The organism is Pseudomonas sp. WS 5503 (assembly GCF_012985385.1).
Lineage (GTDB): Bacteria > Pseudomonadota > Gammaproteobacteria > Pseudomonadales > Pseudomonadaceae > Aquipseudomonas > Aquipseudomonas paracarnis.
Genome location: NZ_JAAQWI010000007.1, coordinates 86152 through 109454 on the forward strand (window position 1 = coordinate 86152; position 23303 = coordinate 109454).

Genomic DNA, 23303 nt, shown 5'->3' on the forward strand with positions numbered 1-23303 from the left:
AATGCGGGCTTCAGACGCCCCAGCGCGGAATGTGATGACTGCCCATGGAAATACACACGTTCTTGATCTCGGCAAACACTTCGAAGCTGTACTGGCCGCCTTCACGCCCAGTGCCCGAGCCTTTGACCCCGCCAAACGGCTGGCGCAAATCCCGTACGTTCTGGCTGTTGATAAATACCATGCCCGCTTCGATACCGCGCGCCAGGCGGTGGGCCTTGCCGATGTCCTGGGTCCAGATGTAGGAGGCCAGCCCGTATTCGGTGTCGTTGGCCAATTGCAGCGCTTCAGCTTCGTCTTTGAACGGGATCAGGCACACCACCGGGCCGAAGATTTCTTCCTGGGCGATGCGCATCCGGTTGTTCACGTCGGCAAACACCGTCGGCTGGATAAACTGGCCGCGGCTGAGGTGCGCCGGCAGGTTGGCCGGGCGTTCCAGACCGCCAGCCAGCAGTGTGGCGCCTTCGTCCATGCCGATCTTGATGTAGCCGGTGACCTTGTCGTAATGGGCCTGGGTGATCATCGAGCCGACCTGGGTGTTCGGGTCCTGGGGGTCGCCGACGATCAAGCGCTTGGCTCGCGCCGCGAACTCGGCGACAAATTGCGGGTAGACGCTTTCCTGGATGAAGATGCGGCTGCCAGCGGTGCAGCGCTCGCCGTTGAGGGAAAAGATCGTGAACAACGCGGCGTCGAGGGCGCGTTCCAGATCGGCGTCTTCAAAAATCAGCACCGGCGACTTGCCGCCCAGTTCCATGGAGTACTTTTTCAGGCCGGCGCTCTGCATGATTTTCTTACCGGTGGCGGTGCCGCCGGTAAAGGAAATCGCCCGTACATCCGGGTGGCGCACCAGTGCATCACCGGCTGTGGCGCCATAGCCCTGGATCACATTAAGTACGCCATTGGGAATCCCGGCTTCCACCGCCAGGCGCCCCAGTTCATTGGCGGTCAGCGGCGACAGCTCCGACATCTTCAACACCGCCGTATTGCCCAGCGCCAGGCACGGCGCGGTCTTCCAGGTGGCGGTCATGAACGGCACGTTCCACGGCGACACCAGCCCGCACACGCCTACCGGCTGGTACAGGGTGTAGTTGAGCATCTGGTCGTCCACCGGGTAGGTGTGGCCGTCCATGCGGGTGCAGACTTCTGCGAAGAAATCGAAGTTGTGCGAGGCACGCGGGATCAACACGTTCTTGGTCTGGTGGATCGGCAGGCCGGTGTCCAGGGTTTCCAGCTCGGCCAGGTGTGGCACGTTCTGTTCGATCAGCTCGCCCAGTTTGCGCATCAAGCGCGCGCGCTCCTTGGCCGGCGTATTGGCCCACTTGGGGAACGCGGCCTTGGCCGCCGCCACGGCCTGCGCGACTTCTTCGGCACCGCCGCTGGCCACTTCACCGATGGCCTCGCCGGTGGCCGGGTTGTAGTTGATAAAGGTGTCTTTGCTTTCGACCTCACGGCCGTTGATCCAGTGTTTGATCATGGTGCTCAAGCCTCTTTGCGCTCGGAGAAAAACTCCGTTTCACTGACAATACGGTTGACCAGGCGGCCCACGCCTTCGACTTCCACCACTACCTCATCCCCCGGCACCACATCGGCCAGGCCCTCGGGCGTGCCGGTGGCGATCATGTCGCCCGGTTGCAGGGTCATGAAGCTGGACAGGTATTCGATGAGGTAGGGGATATCGAAAATCATGTTTTTCGTGCTGCCTTCCTGGCGCAGTTCGCCGTTGATCCAGGTACGCAATTTCAGGTTGCCTGCGTCGGGCACATCGGCCACGTCGACAATCCATGGGCCGACCGGGGTGGTGGCGTCGCGGTTTTTCACGCGCAGGTTGGGGCGGTAGTAGTTTTCCAGGTAGTCGCGGATCGCGTAGTCGTTGCACACCGTGTAACCGGCCAGGTAGTCCAGGGCGTCGGCGCGCTTGACGTTGCGCGCGGTCTTGCCGATCACCGCCACCAGCTCGCACTCGTAGTGCATGTAGGCGACGTTGTCGGGGCGCCAACTGACTTGGCGGTGACCGGTGTAGGTGCCCACCGATTTGATGAATGCCAGCGGTTCGGTCGGCGGCGTAAAGGCCAGTTCGGCGGCGTGGTCGGCGTAGTTCAAACCCAGTGCGAACATGTTGCCGGTGGCGGGTGGCAGCCATTGCACCTGGTCTTCGGCCAGCAACCGCCCATCCTTCAGGCGCACGCTGCAGTCGGCTTGCACCAATACGTTGTGGGTTGCACCTTCAAAGTGGATACGTGCGCGTTTCATGCCGATGCCTCCGCTGCAATGGTGTTGCTCAGGCGGCCAATGCCGGTGATATCGACCTCAACCTGGTCGCCTGGCTGCACATCCACGCGGCCTTGCGGGGTGCCGGTGATCAGTACATCGCCGGGGTACAGGGTCATGAACTCGCTGATCTCGGCGATCAATTGCGGGATGTCGCGTACCCAATCGGCGGTAGAGCTTTCCTGGCGCAGCTCGCCATTGACGAACAGCTTGAGGCTCAATTGATTGGGGTTGGCCACTTGATCCCGCGCCACCAACTGCGGGCCCAGGGCGCAAAACCCATCGCGGCATTTGGCTTTGACGGCGGGGCGGTAGTAGCTGTCTTCCGGCAGGCTGAATTCATTCACCACCACATACCCGGCCACATGCGCCATGGCGTTCTCCAGGCTGACACGGCTGGCGCGCTGGCCGATCACCACACCCAGCGCCGGGCCCGGCTGCAGGCGCTCGCCCGCAGGCTGCAGCACTACGCCGCCATGGGCATTGCGGGTGTTGGGGGTTTTGATAAACAGCACCGGCTTGGTCGGCGGCTGCTGGTAGGGCGCCTGCTGGAAGGCGGCGAGATGCTGGTCCAGCAGGCCCTGGTAGTTCAGCGCAACGCCGAACAGGGTGCCGCTGGCAACATCATGCAGGGTTCGGCTCATGCGTTTCTCCTGGCGGTGACGACGGCTGCACAGGCCGTTCGTTAAGTTGTTAACGTTATAATTAATATGTTAACTACCGTCAAGCGTGGCACACTGCGCTGGCCTCACAACAACAAGAAGAGAGCCCCGTGAAGCCGATTCCCAACATCAACATCGGGCAGGTCTACGACCAGCGCTACAGCGACGCCGAGGTGCATTACGACAAGCTCGGCAACCTGGCGGGGTTTTTCGGGCGCAATATGGCGGTGCATCGCCATGACCGGTTTTTCCAGGTGCATTACGTCAAGAGTGGTGCAGTGCGGGTGTATCTGGATGACCGCCAGTACGTTGAATCGGGACCGATGTTTTTCCTTACGCCACCCACGGTGGCCCATGCTTTTGTCACCGAAGCCGATGCCGACGGGCATGTATTGACGGTGCGCCAGCAGCTTGTATGGGGATTGATCGACGCCGACCCCAGCCTCGCCTCCGGCGCCGCATGTGTGGCCTTGACTGGCGACGCTGAGGGGGTGGAACAACTCTTCGAGGCGCTGTGCAGTGAGATCAACGCCGAACGGGCAGGGCGCGCCGCCGCCCTCGACAGCCTGACGCGGTTGATCATGATCCGGCTGCTGCGCCTGTGCGCCCACGCCCAGCCGGCACGCCCGACAGCCCATGAAGACCTTCGCATCTTCCATCGTTTCAACGAGCTGATCGAAGCCCACTACCTGGAACACTGGCCGTTGGCGCGTTATGCCGAGGGCATTGGCGTGACCCAGGCGCGGCTCAATGAAGTGTGCCGACGCATTGCCGACCTGCCGTCCAAGCGCCTGATCCTTGAACGGTTGATGCAAGAGGCCAAGCGCCTGCTGTTGTTTACCGGCAGTTCCGCGAATGAAATCTGCTACCAGCTGGGGTTCAAGGACCCTGCGTATTTCAGCCGGTTTTTTTTGCGCTATGCACAGATGACACCGGGGGAGTACCGGCTGCGGCAGTCGGGGTTGCGCTGATATCCCAGGCGCCACCCAGTGCGGTATACAAATTCACCTCGGCGACCAACTGCGCCAGCCGGTCCACAATCAGCGCCTGTTGCGCGCTGAACAGCGAACGCTGCGCATCGAGGAACGTCAGGTTGCTGTCCACGCCGCTGCGGTAACGGTGCTCGGCCAGGTCATAGTAGTTCTGGTTGGCGGCGACGAAATCCCGTTGCGCCGCCAGTTGGTCGTTGAAGGTCTGGCGTGCGGCGAGGCCGTCGGCAACTTCCTGGAAGGCGCCCTGGATGGATTTTTCGTACTGGGCCACCGTGATGTCCTTCTGCAGCCTGGCGTAATCGAGGCTGGCGCGCAGGCTGCCGGCGTTGAAGATCGGCAGGTTGATCTGCGGCTGAAAGATCCAGCTACCCGAGCCGCCCTTGAACAGCCCCGACAGCTCCTTGCTGGTGCTGCCGGCGTTTGCCGTCAGGGTCACGGAAGGAAAGAACGCAGCACGGGCCGCACCGATATTGGCGTTGGCCGCCTTCAGTTGGTATTCGGCCTGGAGGATATCCGGGCGGCGTTGCAGCAGGTCCGAGGGCAAGCCGGCGGGCACGCGGGCGACCAGATCGTCGGCCAATGGGCGCGCAGGCAGGTGTTCATCCACCGGGCCACCCACCAGCAGCGTGAGGTTGTTGAGGTCCTGGGCCACCTGGCGTTCATAGCGGGCTACGCTGGCGCGGGTACTTTCCACTGCTGTGCGCGCTTGCACTACGTCCAGCGCCGAGGCTTTGCCTGCGCTTTTACTGCGGCTGGTCAATTGCCAGCTGTGGTCGTTGGCGACCAGGGTTTGCTCGGCCAGGGCCAGCAGTTCCTGATCGGCGCGCCAGGTCAGGTAGGCATTGGCGACGTTGGCCACCAGGCTCAATTGCGTACTGCGCCGCGCTTGTTCGGTGCCCAGGTAAGTGAGCAGCGCCTGTTCGCTGAGGCTGCGCACGCGGCCGAACAGATCCAGTTCGTAAGCGCTCAGGCCCAAGGTGGCGGAGTAATTGGAGGTTATCGCTGACTTGCCGGTGCCGGTCACGCTCCCCGGCAGCTTCTGGCGCTTGCCGGCGCCTGTGGCAGAGATCGCCGGGAACAGATCCGCGCGCTGGATTCGGTACTGGGCCTGGAACGCTTGCACATTCAGGGCCGCCACTCGCAGGTCGCGGTTGTTGATCAACGCATCATTAATCAGCTGTTGCAGCGCCGGGTCGCGGAACAGCTGCTGCCAGTCCGGGTTTTGCGCCTGGGTGCCGGCCTGCGCCAGGCGGTATACGCCGTCTTGGGGGTACTGCGCAGGCGTCGGCGCGGCTGGTCGCTGGTACTCGGGAATCAGCGAGCAACCGCCGAGCATCCAGGCCATGCCGACGGTGCACAGTGCTCGTGTGCTCATCAGGCGCCCACCATCCATTTGGCCAGGCCATGCCGGCCGCTCACGCCCAGCTTGGCGGCGGCGCGCTTGAGGTAGGTCTCGATCGAGCTGTTTTTGACACTGAGTTTCTCCGCGATTTGCGGCACGGTACCGCCGGTCAGCAGGCCCAGGCACACCTCCTGTTCCCGCGCCGAAAGGGTGATGTCGCTCAAAGACAAGCGTTTGTAGAACTCACGCTGCAACTGCGATTGTTCCAACAGGGTATGGGCCGGCTCAGTCTCGGCGTGCGGCGCCTGGCGCAGGCTCTGGGCGTGCCGTTCCATCAACGGCAACAGCGTGTCCGACAAGCACTTGAGAAACGACAACTCAGCCAGGGAGAACCCCTGCTGCGTCGGCGGGCGGTAGAACGAAATCACACAGCGTCGATTGCCCTGGCGCGATACCAGATTGCACTGGTGCGAAGTACCGCGCGGATGCGCGCTGTTGGCCTTGGCGTTCATCTGGATCAGCAGCGGGTCTTGCATGTGCAGCATCTGCTGCAGCAACGGGTGGTCGTTCAGCGCATGCAAGGTCTGGGGCACCGACAAATCCTTTTTTACCCCGGCGCTGCCCAGTAACTTGATGTCCAGCACGCGGTCACGCAGTTCATCCAGGGTCCATTCGCTGAGGTCTACCAGGTGAATCGGTACCCACTTGCCCACCAGTTGCAACATCGTGGCGGCGAAATGTTCGTCGCCGCTGTTTGAAATCAACTCGCCCATTTCGGCATAAAAATGCGGGCCGCAGGTGTCGCCAATACTTGGGGTCAGACTCATAGCCATCTCATCCTTGATGTCGAAAACCGTCAACGGTTGCCCAGGGCCTGTGCAGGGCACTCCGTACTGCTTGAACGTAACTCGGCGTTCGAGATTTTATTTAGCCATAGGGATTTGTCCTACGTATGTAGCGGAAACGAGGGACACAAGCTGCCATAAAAGCTGCGCCATTAATCCGACGTTTCTCGTGAATTAAGCCGGCTACGTACAGGTGTAAGTTATTTTTAGTCTTGGTTAAGTTATTGATGTAAATGATGAATTATTAAAATAAAGGGGTTATCCAGAGGCTCGGCATGGATGAGCTGTAGCCAATCTCCTACAACGCTTTAATCGTTTCAGCCATGAACCTTCGATCAAGGCCTATCCATCCATTTGAATGTCCGGGTTTCGGGTGTCAGACACCCCTCGGCGGCCATGCTCCAATCCGGCAACTTCGGCGTAATGGGCCACCTCTGCGCGGCCAGTGCCTGACCCCCATGAGAAGGATCTTATGCAGTATTCCTCCAGCCAGCCGGCCCGCTTCCCCCTCACTGGCGCCCAACAAGACATTTGGCTCGACCAACTGCGCGTGGGCGATTCGCCGCTGTACAACATTGGCGGCTATCTGGATTTTGCCGGCACCGTCGAGCCCGAACGCATGCAGCATGCTGTCGCACTGCTGGTGGCCCGTCACGATGCACTACGCACCCAACTGCACACCGACGCCAATGGCCTGCCTGGGCAAACATTCGCCCCGCAGCTGAAGGTGGAAATGGCGCTGCATGATTTCTCCGCGCTGCCCGACCCATCCGCGGCAAGCCAAACCTTGATGCAGGCGCAGATGGCTCGGCCCTACGCCCTGAGCGGCGAGCCACTGTGCCGTTTTTTCCTGGTCAAACTTGATGATGATCACTACCGCCTCGGTACCCAGGCTCATCACCTGATCCTCGACGGCTGGGGCTTCGGCCAGATGCTGCAATCCCTCGCGCAGCTCTACAGCGCCCTGGAGCAGGGGCACGCCACCGAGCCACTGGCGCCTTCCTACATCGACTTTATCGACACCGACCAACGCTACCTGCAATCGGCCCGCTACGCCCGCGACCGTGATTATTGGCTGGGCAAATACCAGGTGTTGCCCGAGCCGCTGCTCAGCCCCAGGCACAACACCAAGACGTCGAGCAACACCTGGGTGCAAGGCTTTCCGGTGCAGTTGCTCAACCGCATGGAACAGGTTGCCAACCACTACCAGGCGTCGGCCTTTCATGTGTTGCTGGCGGCGATGTATGTGTATTTCACCCGCACCAGCCAACGGCAGGAATGGGGAGTGGGCCTGCCGATTCTCAACCGCTCCAACGCTCGTTTTCGCGCCACTGTGGGCCTCTTCACCCAGGTCAGCGCGGTACGTTTTGCGTTCAACGAGGGCGTGTCTTTCGGTGCTCTGGTACGGGGCATCCGTGATCAGCTCAAGCAGGATTTTCGTCATCAGCGCTTCCCGTTGAGTGAGATGAACCGCGAGCTGGGCTTGCGCCGAACAGATCGCGGGCAACTCTTCGACGTGTCGGTATCGTTCGAGCCGGACGACCACGACCTGCGCTTCGGTCAGGTCCAGGCCCGCGCGATCAAAGTCTCCAATCACCATGAAGCGCTACCGCTCGCCATTCACTTGCGCAGCAACCGTTACCAGGACAATGCGTGGCTGCATTGCGTCTACAACGAGGCGTATTTCCAGGCGCACGATGTGCAGGCGTTGGCCCAGCGTTTCATCGGGCTGCTGGAGCAGGGGCTGGAGGACACTGCGCTGACCATCGGCGAGTTTTGCATGCTGCTGCCCGAGGAGCAGGCCCGACTACTGCACTGGAACGCCACCGCGCAGCCCAACGCTACGCCGCAAACCCTGCACCAGCGCATTGAGGCCCAGGCCGCACGCACGCCCCACGCGATTGCGGCGGTGTATCAGGACCGCTCACTGAGCTACACCCAACTCAACCGCCAGGCTAATGCACTGGCCCATCAATTGGTGGCATTCGGCGTACAGCCCGATGACCGTGTGGCGATCCTGGCCCGGCGTGGCCTTGACACCCTGGCGGGGCTGTTGGCGATCCTCAAGGCCGGCGCCTGCTACGTGCCGCTGGACCCGGCCCATCCCGGCGACCGCCTGGAGTACCTGCTGCACGACAGCGCGCCCGCGGCCATCCTGACTCAGCGCGATTTACGCCAGCGTCTGCCCGTCTCGACGGTACCGGTGATCGCGCTGGAGCCTGGCAGCGCATCCATCGACAGTAACCCTCAGGTTGCCGTCACGCCGTCGAACCTGGCTTATGTGATTTACACCTCGGGTTCCACCGGGTTGCCCAAGGGTGTGATGGTCGAACATCACAGCGTGTCGAACCTGGTGGACTGGCATTGCCAAGCGTTCGACCTGCATGCGGGCAGCCACACTGCCAGCGTCGCCGGCTTCGGTTTTGATGCCATGGCCTGGGAAGTCTGGCCGGCATTGTGCGTGGGTGCGACCTTGCACCTGCCACCGGCCCATGAAGGTGCGGAAGATATCGACGCGTTGCTCGGCTGGTGGCGCTCGCAACCATTGGATGTGTGTTTCCTGCCCACGCCTGTGGCCGAATATGCCTTCAGCCAGGGGCTGGGGCATCCCACCTTGCGCACCTTGCTGATCGGCGGCGACCGCCTGCGCACCTTCACCCAGGCGCAGACGTTTGCGGTGGTGAACAACTATGGCCCCACCGAAGCCACCGTTGTGGCGACCTCGGCGCGCGTTGAGGTGGGCCAGCCGTTGCATATCGGCGCGCCGGTCGCCAATGCCCGCGTCTACCTGCTGGACGCGCAGCAACGCCCGGTGCCGATTGGCGTGGCGGGGGAGTTGTATGTCGGCGGCAAGGGCGTGGCGCGGGGGTACCTGCACCGTGCCGAGTTGAGTGCCGAACGGTTTATCGACGACCCTTTCAGCGGCGGTCGCATGTACCGCACCGGCGACCTGGCGCGCTGGCTGCCAGACGGCAATCTCGACTACCTGGGGCGCAATGACGACCAGGTAAAAATCCGTGGCGTGCGCATCGAACTGGGGGAAATCGAGTCGGCCCTGGCCAGCCATCCGGCGCTTCAGGACGCGGTGGTGCAGTTTCGCGACGGGCAATTATGGGCGTGGTTTGTGCCTCGTCAGCCTGTGGCGATCGAAGCACTGCGTACTCACCTGCAAGCCTCGTTGCCGGACTACATGCTCCCCGCTGCTTACGTGCGCCTCGATGCGTTGCCCCTCACCGCCAACGGCAAGCTCGACCGCCGAGCCTTGCCGTCACCGACCCAGGAAGCCTTTATCACCCGCCGCTTCGAAGCGCCACAGGAGGGCGTGGAAACCACGTTGGCGCAGATCTGGGCCGAGTTGCTGAATGTGCAGCCAGTGGGCCGCCATGACCATTTCTTCGAGCTGGGCGGGCATTCGCTGTTGGCGGTGCAACTGGTGCAGCGCATGCGCGAGGCCGGCCTGCGCGCCGATGTGCAAGTGCTGTTCGGCCAGCCCACCCTGGCGGCGCTGGCGGCGGCGTGTGTCGGTCACGAACAGGCGGTGCCGGCCAATCGAATCCCGGCCGGTTGCACCCATATCACCAAGGATTTGCTCGTTCTTGCCGAACTTGACCAAACCAGCCTCGACCGCATCGTCGCCGGCATCCCTGGCGGCGCCGCCAACGTGCAGGATATCTATCCGCTGGCGCCGTTGCAGGAAGGGTTGCTCTACCACCACCTCACCGACGCGCACGACCCGTACCAGCAACAAGCGCTGTTCAGCTTCGCGCGCCGCGAGCAGCTGGATGCCTTCGCCAGTGCCCTGCAACAGGTGATCGATCGCCACGATATTTTGCGCACCAGCCTGGTGTGGGATGCCCTGGAACAACCGATGCAGGTGGTGTGGCGCCAGGCGCAGCTGCGGGTTGAAGTGCTGCGCGAACCGGCGCAACCCCTGGACTTGCGCCAGGCGCCGCTGATGGCCCTGGATTACGCCGAGGAGCCCCAGCACCAGCGCTGGGTCGCCAGGCTGCGCTTTCATCATCTGGTCAACGATGCCACGTCGACCACGCTGCTGGTGGACGAGATTCGTGCCCATCTGCTGGGTCAACAGGCGCAACTGCCTGTGCCCGTGCCTTATCGCAACATGGTCGCGCAGGCCCGCTCAACGGCTCGCCAGGCGGCGCACGAGGCGTTCTTTCGAGAGCGTCTGGCGGATGTCGATGAGCCGACCTTGGCGTTCGGCCTACAGAAGCGTCAGGCCCTGCGTGCCGAGACCGAAGAGGCGCAGCGCTCGCTCAGCGACGCGCTCAATCTGCGCCTGCGCAGCCAGGCACGAGCCCTGGGGGTCAGTGCCGCGAGCCTTTTCCACCTGGCCTGGGCTCAGGTGCTCAGCCGTGTCGCCGGCCGCGAAGATGTGGTGTTCGGTACCGTGCTGCTCGGCCGCTTGCAAGCTGGCGAGGGGGCCGAGCGGGCCTTGGGCATGTTTATCAACACCTTGCCGCTGCGCCTGCGCCTGGCCGGGCAAAACGTGGCGGATGCGCTGCACGACACTCACGCGCAACTGAGCGCTTTGCTCGCCCATGAACAGGCGTCCCTGGCGTTGGCCCAGCGTCGCAGCGGCGTGCCGGAACTGTTCAACAGTTTGCTCAACTATCGTCACACCTCGGCGGACCCTGGGCTGAACCTTGTGCCGGGCATTGCCTTGCTTAGCAGTGAAGACATCCTCAGTTACCCGTTGATGCTCACGGTGGACGACACGGCCAGCGGCTTCCGGCTCAAGGTCATGGCCCCGGACACAGTGGGCGCTGAACCTGTCTTGAGCTACTTCGACACCGCGCTGAATGGCCTGCTGGACGCATTGGAAAGCACGCCGGATATGCCGCTGCGCGGTGTGCAGGTGCTGCCCGCGAGCCAGTTGCAAACTCTATTTGTGGACTTCAACGCAACCTCCACCTACTACCCACAAACGCTGACCGTGCAAGCGCTGTTTGAAGCCCATGCGCGGCGAACCCCCGATGCCATTGCGGTGCAGGCGGGTCAGCACGCATTGACCTACCGCCAACTCAACGAACGTGCCAACCAACTGGCTTTTCACTTGCGTGAGCACGGCGTACAACCGGACTCGCGGGTGGCGTTGTGCGTGGAGCGTGGGTTGGACTTGGTGGTGGGCTTATTGGGAATTCTCAAGGCGGGCGGCGCCTATGTGCCGCTCGACCCAGGTTACCCACGCGAGCGCCTGGCCTACATGCTCACAGACAGCCAGCCAGTGGCGCTGTTGGTACAAGCTGCCACTCGCGAAGGGGTGGGCGATGTCTCGATCCCGCTGATCGACTTCGACCACTGCACCTGGAATCAGGCGCCAATCGACAATCCAAGCGTGCCAGGCTTGAGCGTCGCCAATCTCGCCTACGTGATGTACACCTCGGGCTCCACCGGCACGCCCAAGGGTGTGATGATCGAGCACCGTGGCCTGGGCAACCTGTTGCATTGGGGCTCGCAACTGTGCCCGAACGCCGAAGGCGGCGCCTTGTTGCAGCGCGCGCCGTTCAGCTTCGATGGTTCTGTGTGGGAGCTGTTCTGGCCGTTGAGCAACGGCATGCGCCTGGTGTTGGCGCGGCCCGATGGGCACCGTGAACCGGCGTACCTGGCCCAGGTGATTCGTGAGCAGCAGATCAGGGTGATCCAGTTTGTGCCCGCCATGTTGCAGCAGTTTCTGGACCTGGACGAATCGGCCCTGTGCACCAGCCTCACCGATATAGTGTGCGGCGGCGGCGAACTCACCGCCGCCTTGGCCCGTGGCGTGCAGGCGCGCTTGCCCAGAGTGCGCTTGCATAACGTGTACGGCCCCACCGAAGCCACGGTGGACAGCTGCGCCTGGACCCTCGAACCCGGCGCGCCGGTGCCCGCCTTGCAACTGCCGATTGGCCGCGCCATCAACAACACCCGCCTGTATGTCCTGGACGCTCATGATGCGCCGGTGCCCATGGGTATCAGCGGCCAACTGCACATCGGCGGCGTCGGCGTTGCCCGTGGTTACCTGGGCTTGGAACAGCTGACCGCCGAACGTTTCATCGACAGCCCCTTCGTGCCCGGCGACCGCCTGTATCGCACCGGCGACCTGGTGCGCTACCTGCCAGACGGCACTCTTGAATTCCTTGGGCGTAACGACTTCCAAGTCAAGCTGCGCGGTGTGCGCCTGGAGCTGGGAGAGATCGAAGCACACCTGGCCGCCCACCCGGCGCTCCACGAGGTGGCGGTATTGATTCGCGATGAGCGCCTGGTGGCCTACTTCACCCTGCGCGGCCAGGCGCCGAGCCTGCAAGCCTTGCGTGACCATGTGCTGGAGCACCTGCCGGAATACATGGTGCCGGCCGCCTTCGTGCAACTCGACGCACTGCCCCTCAACCCCGCCGGCAAACTCGACCGCAAGGCCCTGCCGGCGCCAGGGTTGGAGGCCGTGCTTAGCCGAGCCTACGAAGCGCCAGTGGGCGAGGTGGAAACCCTGATGGCCGGGATCTGGGCTGACGTGTTGAAGCTCGAACGGGTAGGGCGCCATGACCACTTCTTTGAACTGGGCGGGCACTCCCTGTTGGCAGTGAACCTGGTAGCCCGCCTGCGCAAGGCCGGGCTGGACGTAGACGCACGCACCCTGTTCAGCCAGCCCACGCTGGCGCAACTGGCCGCGAAAACGGCGGCGCAGGCCCCGCGCGTGGAAGCTCCCCAAGCCGCCATCCCCCAACTCAACCGCCGTCGACGGATTTAGCTGACTTGTGGTGAGGGGAGCTTGCGGTGGAAGCGGCTTGCTCGCGAAAGCGGCCTGACAGCCGGCATTGATCCAACTGATGCCCTGCGAACCCATGTGGGAGCTGGCTTGCCTGCGATGGCATCGACTCGGTGCGCCTGAACTACCAAGGTATTTGCATCAATACCAATGTAGGAGCGCGCTTGCTCGCGAAAAACCTCAACGATAACGCGTGCCTCCTGAATAAACGCAGCGCCTGTGAGTTTTTCGCGAGCAAGCCCGCTCCTACAGAGAGCGATCTACCGTAGTCTTGGCTATCTCCAACAAGTGCCACACGGCCAGGTTCTTCGCCATGAAAAAACGCCTGCAAGTACGGTGCCTCAGCGTATCCCCGGAACAAACGCCACACTCCCTCCCTCACGCGCCTTGAACAACCGCTCCCCATTATCCGGTTGCGTCGTCACCACTTGATGATCCACCCCCAGGATCGCCAACGGCGCGGGCTCGTCCTTGGAATACTGCGCGACGATTATCGTGCGTTGCGGATCAAACCCCTGGCCGCTGGTTTTCTCCAGCCAGGCCATGAACGCGGCGCTGTTGCCCTGGCGCGGGAAGTCCTGGCTTTCGCTGACGTAGTAGAAAGGTTTGCCGTGGTTTTGCAGGTACATGGGCAGTTTGTTGTCGACCTCCACCAGCACCAGTTGCCATTGGTTCCAGGGCGCGCTTTTTTCTGCCTGGGTTTGCAGGTCGGCGGCGAAGCGGGTAACGCCGCCGTTGCCGTTGGTCCAGGGGTAGATCACGCCCAGCACCAGCAAGAGCAGGCCTGCGCTGAGGCCAAAGCCTGCTTGCCAGCGCGGCCAGCTCGAAGGTTTTTTGTGCAGGCGTTCACTCAGCCACCAGGCGGCGAGCAGTTGGGCGAAGGGCACCAGCGGCAACACGTAGTAGCTGCGGCGGCTGCCGCTGGCGGTGAAGAATACAAACAACAGGCCCAGGCCCCACACTAGCCAGCGTACGTTGGGCGGCGCCCTGCGCCAGTTGCGCACGGCCAGCCACAGGCCAAGTAACCAGCAAGGTGCCCAGGGCAGGGTGTAGACCGGCAGGTAGATCAGGTAGGTGTAGATCGGCCCCATATGGTCGAAGGGGTCGAAGAAGCGCACCACGTTTTCGCGGAACACCAGCTCCAGGCCGCTCTCGCCGTAAGTGGGGGCGCCGTAGCGGTGGGACAGTACAAAGGGAATCGCGTACACGATGCCTGCGATGAGCAGGGCCAGCACCAAGCGCAGGTTGAGGTGGCGTTTGTAGCGGTGTTCGCTGAGCAAGTGTGGCAACAGCACCAGGCCTGGCAGCACCACACCGATCAAACCCTTGAACAGTGAAGTGGCGGCCAGCAACAGGAAAAACACCGTGTAGCGCCCCAGCCGTGTGTCATCCGGCCCACGCCAATACCACCACACCGCTGCCAGCACGCCGCACACGGTGAGGACATCGGCGGTGGCCACGCGGGCCCAGAACAGGAAGTAGAAGGTGGTGGCGAGCATCCACCCGGCAATCAGCCCGGTGCCTTTGCGAAACAGGCGTTCACCGATCAGGTACACCAGCCAGATGCTCAACCACGCGGCAATCACCGATGACAGGCGCAGCGACCACGGGCCGAGGCCGCCGAGCAGATGGGCAAACCCGGTGATCAGCCAGTAGGAGGGCAGGGGTTTGTCGTAATACGGCGTGCCTTTGAGGTATGGGTCGAAATAGTCACCGCTTTGCAGCATCTGCAAGGCGATATTCGCCCAGCGCGTTTCCGGCCCCCACAGGTCGCGGCTGCCCAGGCCCAGCAAGAGCAGCAAGGCCGAGGTGCCCAGCAGTAACACCAGGGCGCCGCGTTCGGTTTTCCAGAAACTCATGGGATGTTCCCCGTGGCAGGCGCTGCATTCAAGGTTGTTGGGAGTAAATCGTCAGTACCAGGTTGCCCTTGCGATAGCGTTTGCCGCCGGGCGGCAACTGCCCTTCTTCACGGTGTTCGCTGGTGCTCTTGACCTGCATCAGCACGCCGACCGACCCGAGTTGGCGGGCCTCGGCCAACCAGGCCTGGACACTGTCCGGCGTGACCTTGCGCTGTGCCGCGTCTTCGTAGTTCAAGCCATAGCGCAGCTCGCCCTGGGTGTTATAAAACGCCACATCGGGCCGGCGCAGGCGCCAGGTCAAGGCCGATGCCAGGCCCAGGTCATTGCTCAGCAAAGCACGGGTAGGTTGCAGTTCGTCCAGATGTTCCAGCACGAACTGGTCGGGCATCTCGTTATCTTCGATCAGGGCCGGCATGCCCGCCGGTAGCAATGCCACCAGCAAACCAATGCCCAGGGCAGGCATCGCCCACAACGTCAGCGGGCGCACCGCTTGCAACAGGTTGGCGAGGATCCAGCCCAGCAGCACGATAAACGTCAGGGACAGGTTGAACATCTCCGCATGGCTATTGCTGTACAGCGGGCGGGTGATTTGCAGGTAGATCAGCACCACCATGGCCGTCATGCCAATCACGAAATTGAGCGCGCCGTTGATGACTAGCGTGCGCGCCTTGCCTTGCTTGATCAGGTCGATCAGACCGTGGCCCATTAACAAGGCCAGGGGCAACAGGCACGGCATGATGTAGGTCGGCAATTTGCCTTTGCTCAGGCTGAAAAAGCCTAGGGGAAGCAGCAGCCACAGGGCGAGAAAGGCAATCGCCGGCTGGCGCTTTTCCTGCCAGGTTTTTAGCAGGGTGCCGGGTAGCAAGGCAGCCCACGGCAGGCACGCCACCACCATGATTGGCAGGAAGAACCACAGCGGCCGCGCATGCTGTGCGTTGTCGGCGGCAAAGCGGCGGATGTGCTCATGCCAGAAAAAGAAATGCCAGTAATCTGGTTCCCGCAGGTGGATCGCCAGGGCCCATGGCAGGCACACCAGCACGGCAACCAGCACCGCCAGCGGCCCGTAGCGCATCAACTCACCGACGCGCCGCTGCCAGACCAGATAGGGCACGGCGATCAACACCGGCAACAGCCAGGCCAGGAACCCTTTGGTCATGAACCCCATGGCGCAGGCCACGCCCAACACCGCCCAGGCACCCAGGCGTTCCCATGGCGTGCGGCAGTCCAGGGCAAACCACAACGCCACCAGGCTCAGGTTCACCCACAGGGTGAATTGCGGGTCGAGGTTGGCATACCCGGCTTGCCCGGCCACCAGGCCAAAACTCAGGTAGAGCAGGGCGCAGGCAAAGCTCTTGCGCGGCTCGTTCCACACGCGACGGGCGAGCAGGTAGGCCAGCACCACACTCAGGCCCGTGCTCAGCACTGAGGCGATACGCACGCCGAACAGGTTTTCACCGAACACCGCCTGGCCAAGGGCGATCAGCCAATAGCCGGCGGCGGGCTTCTCGAAATAACGCACGCCCATGAAGTGCGGCGCCACCCAGTTACCGCTCATCAGCATTTCCTGGCTGACCTGGGCGTAGCGGGTTTCGTCCGGCGTCCATAAACCGTGAAAGCCCAGGGGCAACAGGAAGAACACGGCAACGCCCAGCAATAGCCAGGACACAGGGTTTATGCGGGGCATGCGCACATCGCTCCATAACGTTCAAGTACGGGCAATGGCGGTATTAACTTAATAGGGCGAAGCATCGTAAGGGTCACTAAGTTGTTGTTGGGGAGCATAACTAACAGGCGCGGCTAAACATGCCAGAGTGGGGCTGTCGTTTTGCTGAACGTCTCAAGGCTTAATATGTAAACAAGTGTAATTAAAGTTGTTTAAGTGCGGCGGTCCACTCTTCGCTGTTCATGGTGCCCATGGCCTTGAAGGTGCCGTTGGGCAGCACCTTGACGAACAGTGCGCTGCCGTACTCTGCAGCGGCTGCGTGAGGGAAGCCGAGGCTGGTCTGGAAGTCGCTCATGCAGGCGCTGTGGGTGATCAGCATCAGGTTGCGTCCCGGCTGTTTGTGGCCGAGGATTTCACCGCCCATGGCGTCGCCGCAGATGGCCAGCGGGCCGGGGGACAGCTCGGTCTTACCGAACATGAACAGTGACGTCTGGGCGGTTCGCGTGGTGGGGCTGCTGAGCACGTCGGTCAGAGCCATGCCCAATGAATCAAAGGCTTTGCCCAGTTCAACAGCGCGTTCAGTGCCGTTGATGGTCAGGCCATCGGCAGGGCCGAAGCAGGGGTTGGCCGAGCGGTCGCAGCGCTCCTCATGGCGCACCAGCACCACCAGCTCACCCTCACGCCAACTGGCGAGCACCCCGGAGGTCACCAGGCGATTGCCCACGCCCAGGTCCAGGGGCGAGCTGGGCCAGAATAAAAATCCCGTCAACAACAAGGCGGTAACGCTGATGCCAAGCAGGTGCAGGCGGTATTTTCTCAGGCGTTTTAACCTTGACCTTTTGGGTTGGGGATTGGCCAGGATCATGTCTGCCACGCGGTTCATCCTCGGCACTGTTTATTGTGTTTATAAAAAGGCTGCACGATTGGGCAGTTGCCCTTGGTGAGGCAGGAGACTGTCACAGCACCGCTGTCTTTTTGCTGAACACTTGCATGTTAAGAGTGTCACTTGGATTAACTAATAAGTTGTGAGTCACCACGAGTTGGCGGGCACTTTAAAGTTCGGTGGATGGGCAGACGGTGAAATCCATGTGAAAAATTTGCGTAGGCACGAGCGTCAGCCGTTATTCTCATTGCTGGTCCTTCAGATGAGCGTTCTTATGTTGCAGGTGCAAGGTGTTGTTAAAAACTACGCGACCCCGCAAGGCCCGCTGACTGTTCTGGCTGGCGTCGACCTGCACCTGGGTGAACGCAGCAGCCTGGCGCTGATGGGCGAATCGGGCAGTGGCAAAAGCACCTTGCTGCACCTGGTGGCTGGGTTGGACCGAGTGGACGCTGGCAGCATCCGCATCGGCGAGCAGCGCCTTGACCAACTCAACGAAGGGCAACTGGCCCATTGGCGCCGCACGCAAATCGGCCTGGTCTTCCAGCAGTTCAACCTGATCGGCAGCTTGCGCGTGGAAGACAACCTGGCGTTCCAGGCGCGGCTGGCGGGGCGTTTCGACCCGCACTGGCAAGCGCAATTGGTGGAGCGCCTGGGGCTGGGCGACTTGCTCCGGCGTTACCCCGAGCAACTCTCCGGTGGCCAGCAGCAACGGGTTGCCGTCGGGCGGGCGCTGGCCTCGCGGCCGGGTTTGTTGCTGGCTGACGAACCCACCGGCAACCTCGACGAAGCCACCAGCGATGAAGTGCTGCAACTGCTGTTGGACCTGCTGCGGGACAGCCCCACCAGCCTGCTGATGGTCACCCACAGCCCGCGCCTGGCCGCACGGCTTGACCGGCAAGTGGTGCTGCACCGTGGGCGTGTCGTGCCGATGGACGCTCGCTGAGATGGCGCTGTTTTACTGGACGCTGCGCGCGTTGCTGAGCCACTGGCGGCGTCATCCGGTGCAATTTTTCAGCGTGCTCACCGGCCTGTGGCTGGCCACCGCGCTACTGACCGGCGTGCAGGCCCTCAACAGCCAGGCGCGGGACAGCTACGCACGTGCCAGCCAATTGATCGGTGGCGAACCCCAAGCCAGCCTGGTTGCGCCGGACGCCGCCAGTTTCCCCCAGGCACTGTTTGCCGAGCTGCGCCGCGCCGGCTGGCCGGTATCCCCGGTGGTGCAGGGGCGAGTGGTGCTCCAGGGGCGTGACCAACAGCGTCTGCAACTGATGGGCATCGACCCGGTGTCGTTGCCCGGCAGCGGCAGCGTGGCGGGGCAACGCTTGAGCCAGGCGCAGATGCTGGCGTTTTTCGAGCCGCCGGGGCGTACCTGGGTCGCTGCGCAAACGTTAGAGGCGCTGGGGCTGCAGGCGGGCGAGCAGCCGCTGACGTCCACCGGGCAACGCCTGCCACCGTTGCAGGTACAGGCCGATATGGCGCCCGGCCTGCTGCTGACCGATATCGGCTTTGCCCAACCCCTGCTCAACATGCCTGGGCGCCTGTCGCGCCTACTGTTGGACAACACCTTCGCCGCCCACCACCCCACGCCGCCCGCCGCGTTGCAACTCAAGCAGGGCGAGGACAGCAACCTGTCACGCCTCACCGAAAGCTTTCACCTGAACCTGGATGCGGTGGGTTTTTTATCCTTTGTGGTGGGGCTGTTTATCGTGCATGCGGCCATCGGTCTGGCCCTGGAACAGCGCCGCGGCCTGCTGCGAACCTTGCGCGCCTGTGGGGTCAGCGCACGCATGTTGATCCTGAGCCTGGGCGTCGAATTGGGCGCTTTGGCGGTGTTGAGCGGTGTGCTCGGTATCGCCAGCGGCTACCTGCTGGCCAGCCTGTTGCTGCCGGATGTCGCCGCCAGTTTGCGCGGCCTGTACGGCGCCGAAGTCGCCGGCCAATTGAACTTGAGCCCCTGGTGGTGGCTGGCCGGCCTGGGCGTGAGCCTGCTCGGTGCGTTGCTCGCCGGAGCCAGCAGCCTGTGGCGCGCAGCGCGTTTGCCGTTACTGGCGCTGGCCAACGCCCAAGCCTGGCATCAAGCCCATGGGCGCTGGCTGCGGCGCCAGGGGTGGGTGGCGTCCGCGGCCCTGGCGATCGCGTTGTTGGCGCTGTGGCTGGGCGATAGCCTGGCCGCCGGGTTTGTGCTGATGGCGGCCTTGCTGTTGGGCGCGGCATTGGCACTACCGGTGCTGCTCAATGGGTTATTGAAAGCCGTGCTGGGGCGTAGTCGCTCGGTACTGGGCCAGTGGTTCCTGGCCGATTGCCGCCAGCAACTGCCGGCCTTGAGCCTGGCGCTGATGGCGTTGCTGTTGGCCCTGGCGGCGAATATCGGCGCCGGCTCCATGACCTCGGGCTTTCGCCAGACCTTCACCCATTGGCTGGAGCAACGCCTCACTGCCGAGCTGTACCTCAACCCGCAAAATCCGCAGCAGGCCGAGCAACTGACGACGTGGTTGACCCGCCAGCCCCTGGTGCAGGCCGTACTGCCCGCGTGGCAGGTGGCGGTGCAACTGCAAGGCTGGCCCGCGGAGGTGTTCGGCGTGGTCGACAACCCCACTTATCGTCAACACTGGCCGCTGCTGGAGGCGGTGGACGCGCCCTGGGACCGCTTGCTGCAAGACGACAGCCTGATGCTCAGCGAACAACTGGCGCGACGCCTGAAGGTGCAACTGGGCGACACGGTTTCCATCCCCACCCCGCAGGGCACCTGGGCGCCGAAGATCGTCGGCATCTACGCCGACTACGGCAACCCCAAGGGCCATCTGCTGGTCAATGCCCGGCACCTGTTGGCGCATTGGCCGACGCTCTCACCGGCACGCTTCAACCTGCGGGTAGCGCCTGCCGACGTGCCGTCGCTGATCCGTGAAGTGCAGCGTGAGTTCGCCCTGGAAGACAGCCGCATCGTCGACCAACAGCAACTCAAGGGGTGGTCCAGCCAGGTCTTCGAACGCACCTTCGCTGCCACCGCCGCGTTGAACAGCCTGACCCTTGGCGTCGCCGGCGTGGCGCTGTTCATCAGCCTGCTGACCCAGAGCCAAAGCCGACTCGGCCAACTCGCGCCGTTGTGGGCGCTGGGCGTGACTCGCCGACAATTGATGCTGCTCAACCTCGGCCAGACCTGGCTGCTGGCGGTACTCACGTTGATCCTGGCGTTGCCGCTGGGGCTGTTGCTGGCGTGGTGCCTGGATGCGGTGATCAACGTGCAGGCCTTCGGCTGGCGCCTGCCGCTGCAGGTATTCCCCGGGCAGCTTGCGCAATTGCTGGGGCTGGCGATGCTTGCCACCTTGCTCGCGTCGGCCTGGCCCTTATGGCAGTTGTACCGCAGCCGTCCGGCGGATTTGTTGAGGACGTTCGCCCATGAAGATTAAGGCATTGGCGTGCATCGCCTGGTTACTGCTGAGCGGCTGCGACCAGGCGCCCGCACCCGAGGACAGTTTCGCCGGGCTGGGCAGCGATGCGGCGGACTTTGCCCAGGTGGTGCCCGGCAAAGTCTTCAGTTTTCCCGAGGACCACGGGCCCCACGACGGCTTTCGTATCGAATGGTGGTACGTCACGGCCAACCTCAAGGATGCCCAGGGCAATGTCTTCGGCGTGCAATGGACGCTGTTTCGCAACGCATTGAAGGCCGGCCCCGTCCAACCGGGCTGGCGCGATTCAACCGTGTGGCTCGGCCACGCCGCCGTCACCTCCGCCACCCGCCACTACGCCGCCGAACGCCTGGCCCGGGGTGGCGTCGGCCAGGCGGGGGCTCAGGCAGAGCCGTTCAACGCCTGGATCGACGACTGGAACTTCGCCACCCGCCCCGGCGCCGCCAGCCCCCTGGCTGACATGCAACTCAAGGCCAGTGGCGCGCAATTTGCCTACGACCTGCACCTGACTTCCAGCCGCCCGCTGGTGCTGCAAGGCGACCATGGCTACAGCCGCAAATCCGACCAGGGCCAGGCGTCGTACTACTACAGCCAGCCGTTTTTCACCGCCAGCGGCAGCGTCAACCTCGACGGCCACACCTACCAGGTCAGCGGCCCAGCCTGGCTCGACCGCGAATGGAGCAGCCAACCCCTTGCCGCCAGCCAGACCGGCTGGGACTGGTTCTCCCTGCATCTGGACCGCGGCGCGCAACTGATGCTGTTTCGCGTGCGGCAGAAAGACAGCGACGGTTACCTCACCGGCACCTGGATCGACGCCCAGGGCCACACCGAGACCTTGCACAACAGCGATATCCAACTCACACCGCTGACCACCACGGCCATCGACGGGCGCAGTATTCCCACACGCTGGTCGCTGAAAATTCCCGGCAAACAGCTGGACATCACCACCGAGGCCGTCAACCCGAAGGCGTGGATGGACTTGGGTATTCCGTACTGGGAAGGGCCGGTGCGGTTTGAGGGTGGGGTGGGGTATTTGGAGATGACTGGGTATTAGGGGCGCTTTCTGTAGGCGTTCATCTTTTGCTGTGTAGGCAACTTCCCAAACGTACTTTTTGACCCCCGCCTGCTTGTGTCCGGGTTGTAGGTGCTTGCTTATATTTCGATGCCTTTCTCGGTATCGGAATCCAGGACATGGCGTACGGTTACATCAATCAACAGGCTTCACCTTACCCGTTTTTGAAATCACGGCTATGGCGCGGAGGCTTGTTACAGGGCCCAGATCATTTTGATGTGCTGAATAAACACCTGAGCCAAGGAATGGTGAGGCCGGGTGAGTTGGTGATCGTTCCCGAAATGTCCAGTGCCCATTGCTCAATCGAAGAAGCCTGGTTGATGCGCCACGCTGAAGAGATTAGTCGCCAACTGGACCAGAATGTGCCGCTCGATAGAGCAGGAAATACAAATTACGACTTGGCGCAGAGCATTCTGGGGTATGGGTCGATAGGCATCGGCAGTGCGACGTCGGCTTGGAGCCGGCACCTGCAGGCGGTTGCACAGACTTTGGAGGAAATCGAGCAGTTGCATCGGCAATTGAAGGACGGTGGTTTGGACAAAGAGTCGTTTATACGACAGCGTCAAAGGATGTTTGGCGTTTTGGATATGCAACTGCAAGGGGCTGCGCGATTTGGTTCTGGATTGCGTGGCAATCAACCGCTTAAGGAGGCGCTTGGGATCTCGACCAAAAGCTATCTGCATCAAGGCGAAATTGTGGGGTATGCGCAGCGGGTTCAGACGATTACGCAGATGTCGAAATGGTTAAAGCAAGGAACATATCTGGGGTTGGCGTTGGATGTGGGCGTGGCGGGTTTGGAAATCAAGGAGGCGTGTGTGGTGGGAAGGGAGGCGCAGTGTCGGCGGGCGAAGTATGTGGAGACGGGGAGGTTGCTGGGTGGAGTATTTGGGGCTGCTGTTTTGGGCAAGCGTGGCGCAACTATTTCTCGCAGTGCATGCCGGATTGCATTGGGTGTTTCACTGAAAGGCAACGGTGAACTGGCTTGTGGAATTATCGGAGGGGCTGTGGGTGGGGCGGCGGGAGGCGCTTTTTTTGGTGAGTTTGGTGGGTTTTTGGGGGGAAGAATATTGGCAGTCGACGGCGATCTGATATTCCAACCCGAGGGCACATAACGATGTCCCTCTTTCTTGTATATAGCATTGTGATGTTCGCTTGGGTATTTGTCGTCTTCGTACTGATAGTGTTTGCTGAATACGCAAAGCTGGATGAACTGGAAAGTTACTTCAGTGAGAACGAGAAGGTTCTTAGACATAAGCGTTTCAGGGAAGGATATGATCCGATCGATAGATATCATCGAATGAGCCTGATGATCGACATCCTGTCAGGGCCGAAAGCTTTTCTGAAGGCAGGCCTTGTGACCGAAGCCGAGCTGGCGTCTGTCCCCTTGACGCTTAAGCGCTGGGCCTTGTGGCCGTATCGCCTCGCGGATGTTTGTATCATCGAAATGATTGTGTGGGAGGTATGGCGCAGATGGTGCGATATCCCAATTCCATAGAACTAGGCCTCACTCGCGAAAACACCTCTTGAATTGGCAATTGGTAGACGTGTGCGAA

The 23303-nt window shown here is 62.3% G+C and carries 15 protein-coding genes; 7 read left to right on the forward strand and 8 right to left on the reverse strand.

Translation table 11 applies throughout. The features are described 5' to 3' along the window. Positions 1-10: 10 nt before the first annotated feature. The 3 genes from hpaE to HBO10_RS18435 are packed head-to-tail and all read right to left on the reverse strand — an operon-like array spanning position 11 to position 2909. Complete coding sequence (gene hpaE / locus HBO10_RS18425) at positions 11-1471, reverse strand: 5-carboxymethyl-2-hydroxymuconate semialdehyde dehydrogenase (RefSeq protein WP_034128185.1); 1461 nt, start codon at positions 1469-1471, stop codon at positions 11-13. 5 nt (positions 1472-1476) lie between these two features. Continuing rightward, on the reverse strand, positions 1477-2247 hold the full coding sequence (locus HBO10_RS18430; RefSeq protein WP_034128184.1) for a fumarylacetoacetate hydrolase family protein: 771 nt from the start codon (positions 2245-2247) through the stop codon (positions 1477-1479). Next, positions 2244-2909, reverse strand: coding sequence for a fumarylacetoacetate hydrolase family protein (locus HBO10_RS18435; RefSeq protein WP_034128183.1), 666 nt, complete (start codon positions 2907-2909; stop codon positions 2244-2246). Before HBO10_RS18435 ends, HBO10_RS18430 begins: the two co-directional genes overlap by 4 nt. Before the next feature lie 128 nt (positions 2910-3037). Between HBO10_RS18435 and hpaA the strand changes: the two genes are divergently transcribed. After that, positions 3038-3898 carry a 4-hydroxyphenylacetate catabolism regulatory protein HpaA gene (hpaA, locus tag HBO10_RS18440; RefSeq protein ID WP_034128182.1) on the forward strand — a complete coding sequence of 287 codons (861 nt, stop codon included), beginning with the start codon at positions 3038-3040 and terminating at the stop codon, positions 3896-3898. On the opposite strand, the gene HBO10_RS18445 is transcribed toward hpaA, so the two are convergent. Next, entirely contained in the window at positions 3825-5294 is a 1470-nt protein-coding gene (locus HBO10_RS18445; RefSeq protein ID WP_034128277.1) for an efflux transporter outer membrane subunit, read from the reverse strand. The two genes, hpaA and HBO10_RS18445, sit on opposite strands and share 74 nt — an antisense overlap. Beyond that, the gene (locus HBO10_RS18450) at positions 5294-6088 is read right to left on the reverse strand and encodes a helix-turn-helix transcriptional regulator (protein WP_034128181.1); all 795 of its coding nucleotides are present in this window, start codon (positions 6086-6088) and stop codon (positions 5294-5296) included. Before HBO10_RS18450 ends, HBO10_RS18445 begins: the two co-directional genes overlap by 1 nt. Positions 6089-6578: 490 nt before the next feature. Here HBO10_RS18450 and HBO10_RS18455 point away from each other — a divergent pair, with 490 nt between their 5' ends. Beyond that, positions 6579-12848: a non-ribosomal peptide synthetase gene (locus HBO10_RS18455; protein WP_034128180.1), complete on the forward strand. Its 6270-nt coding sequence runs from the start codon at positions 6579-6581 to the stop codon at positions 12846-12848. Positions 12849-13207: 359 nt separating this feature from the next. On the opposite strand, the gene HBO10_RS18460 is transcribed toward HBO10_RS18455, so the two are convergent. The 3 genes from HBO10_RS18460 to HBO10_RS18470 all read right to left on the reverse strand — a co-directional run bounded on the left by HBO10_RS18460 (position 13208) and on the right by HBO10_RS18470 (position 17271). Beyond that, positions 13208-14725: a glycosyltransferase family 39 protein gene (locus HBO10_RS18460; protein WP_034128179.1), complete on the reverse strand. Its 1518-nt coding sequence runs from the start codon at positions 14723-14725 to the stop codon at positions 13208-13210. Between the two features lie 28 nt (positions 14726-14753). Continuing rightward, positions 14754-16409: a lipid IV(A) 4-amino-4-deoxy-L-arabinosyltransferase gene (gene arnT, locus HBO10_RS18465; RefSeq protein ID WP_034128178.1), complete on the reverse strand. Its 1656-nt coding sequence runs from the start codon at positions 16407-16409 to the stop codon at positions 14754-14756. Positions 16410-16590: 181 nt separating this feature from the next. Further along, positions 16591-17271: a histidine phosphatase family protein gene (locus HBO10_RS18470; protein WP_034128177.1), complete on the reverse strand. Its 681-nt coding sequence runs from the start codon at positions 17269-17271 to the stop codon at positions 16591-16593. Between the two features lie 274 nt (positions 17272-17545). On the opposite strand from HBO10_RS18470, the gene HBO10_RS18475 reads away from it, so the two are divergent. The 5 genes from HBO10_RS18475 (at position 17546) to HBO10_RS18495 (ending at position 23245) form a co-directional block, all read left to right on the forward strand. Continuing rightward, complete coding sequence (locus HBO10_RS18475; protein WP_020301318.1) at positions 17546-18214, forward strand: ABC transporter ATP-binding protein; 669 nt, start codon at positions 17546-17548, stop codon at positions 18212-18214. Between the two features lies 1 nt (position 18215). After that, on the forward strand, positions 18216-20678 hold the full coding sequence (locus tag HBO10_RS18480) for an FtsX-like permease family protein (RefSeq protein WP_034128176.1): 2463 nt from the start codon (positions 18216-18218) through the stop codon (positions 20676-20678). Then, positions 20668-21732 (forward strand): lipocalin-like domain-containing protein, encoded by a 1065-nt coding sequence (locus HBO10_RS18485; protein ID WP_034128175.1) that lies wholly within the window; start codon positions 20668-20670, stop codon positions 21730-21732. The genes HBO10_RS18480 and HBO10_RS18485 overlap by 11 nt, the downstream gene beginning before the upstream one ends. Positions 21733-21869: 137 nt before the next feature. Further along, positions 21870-22862, forward strand: a complete 993-nt coding sequence (locus HBO10_RS18490; protein WP_169922049.1) for a hypothetical protein — start codon at positions 21870-21872, stop codon at positions 22860-22862. 2 nt (positions 22863-22864) lie between these two features. Then, on the forward strand, positions 22865-23245 hold the full coding sequence (locus HBO10_RS18495; RefSeq protein ID WP_034128173.1) for a hypothetical protein: 381 nt from the start codon (positions 22865-22867) through the stop codon (positions 23243-23245). The last annotated feature ends 58 nt before the right edge of the window (positions 23246-23303 follow it).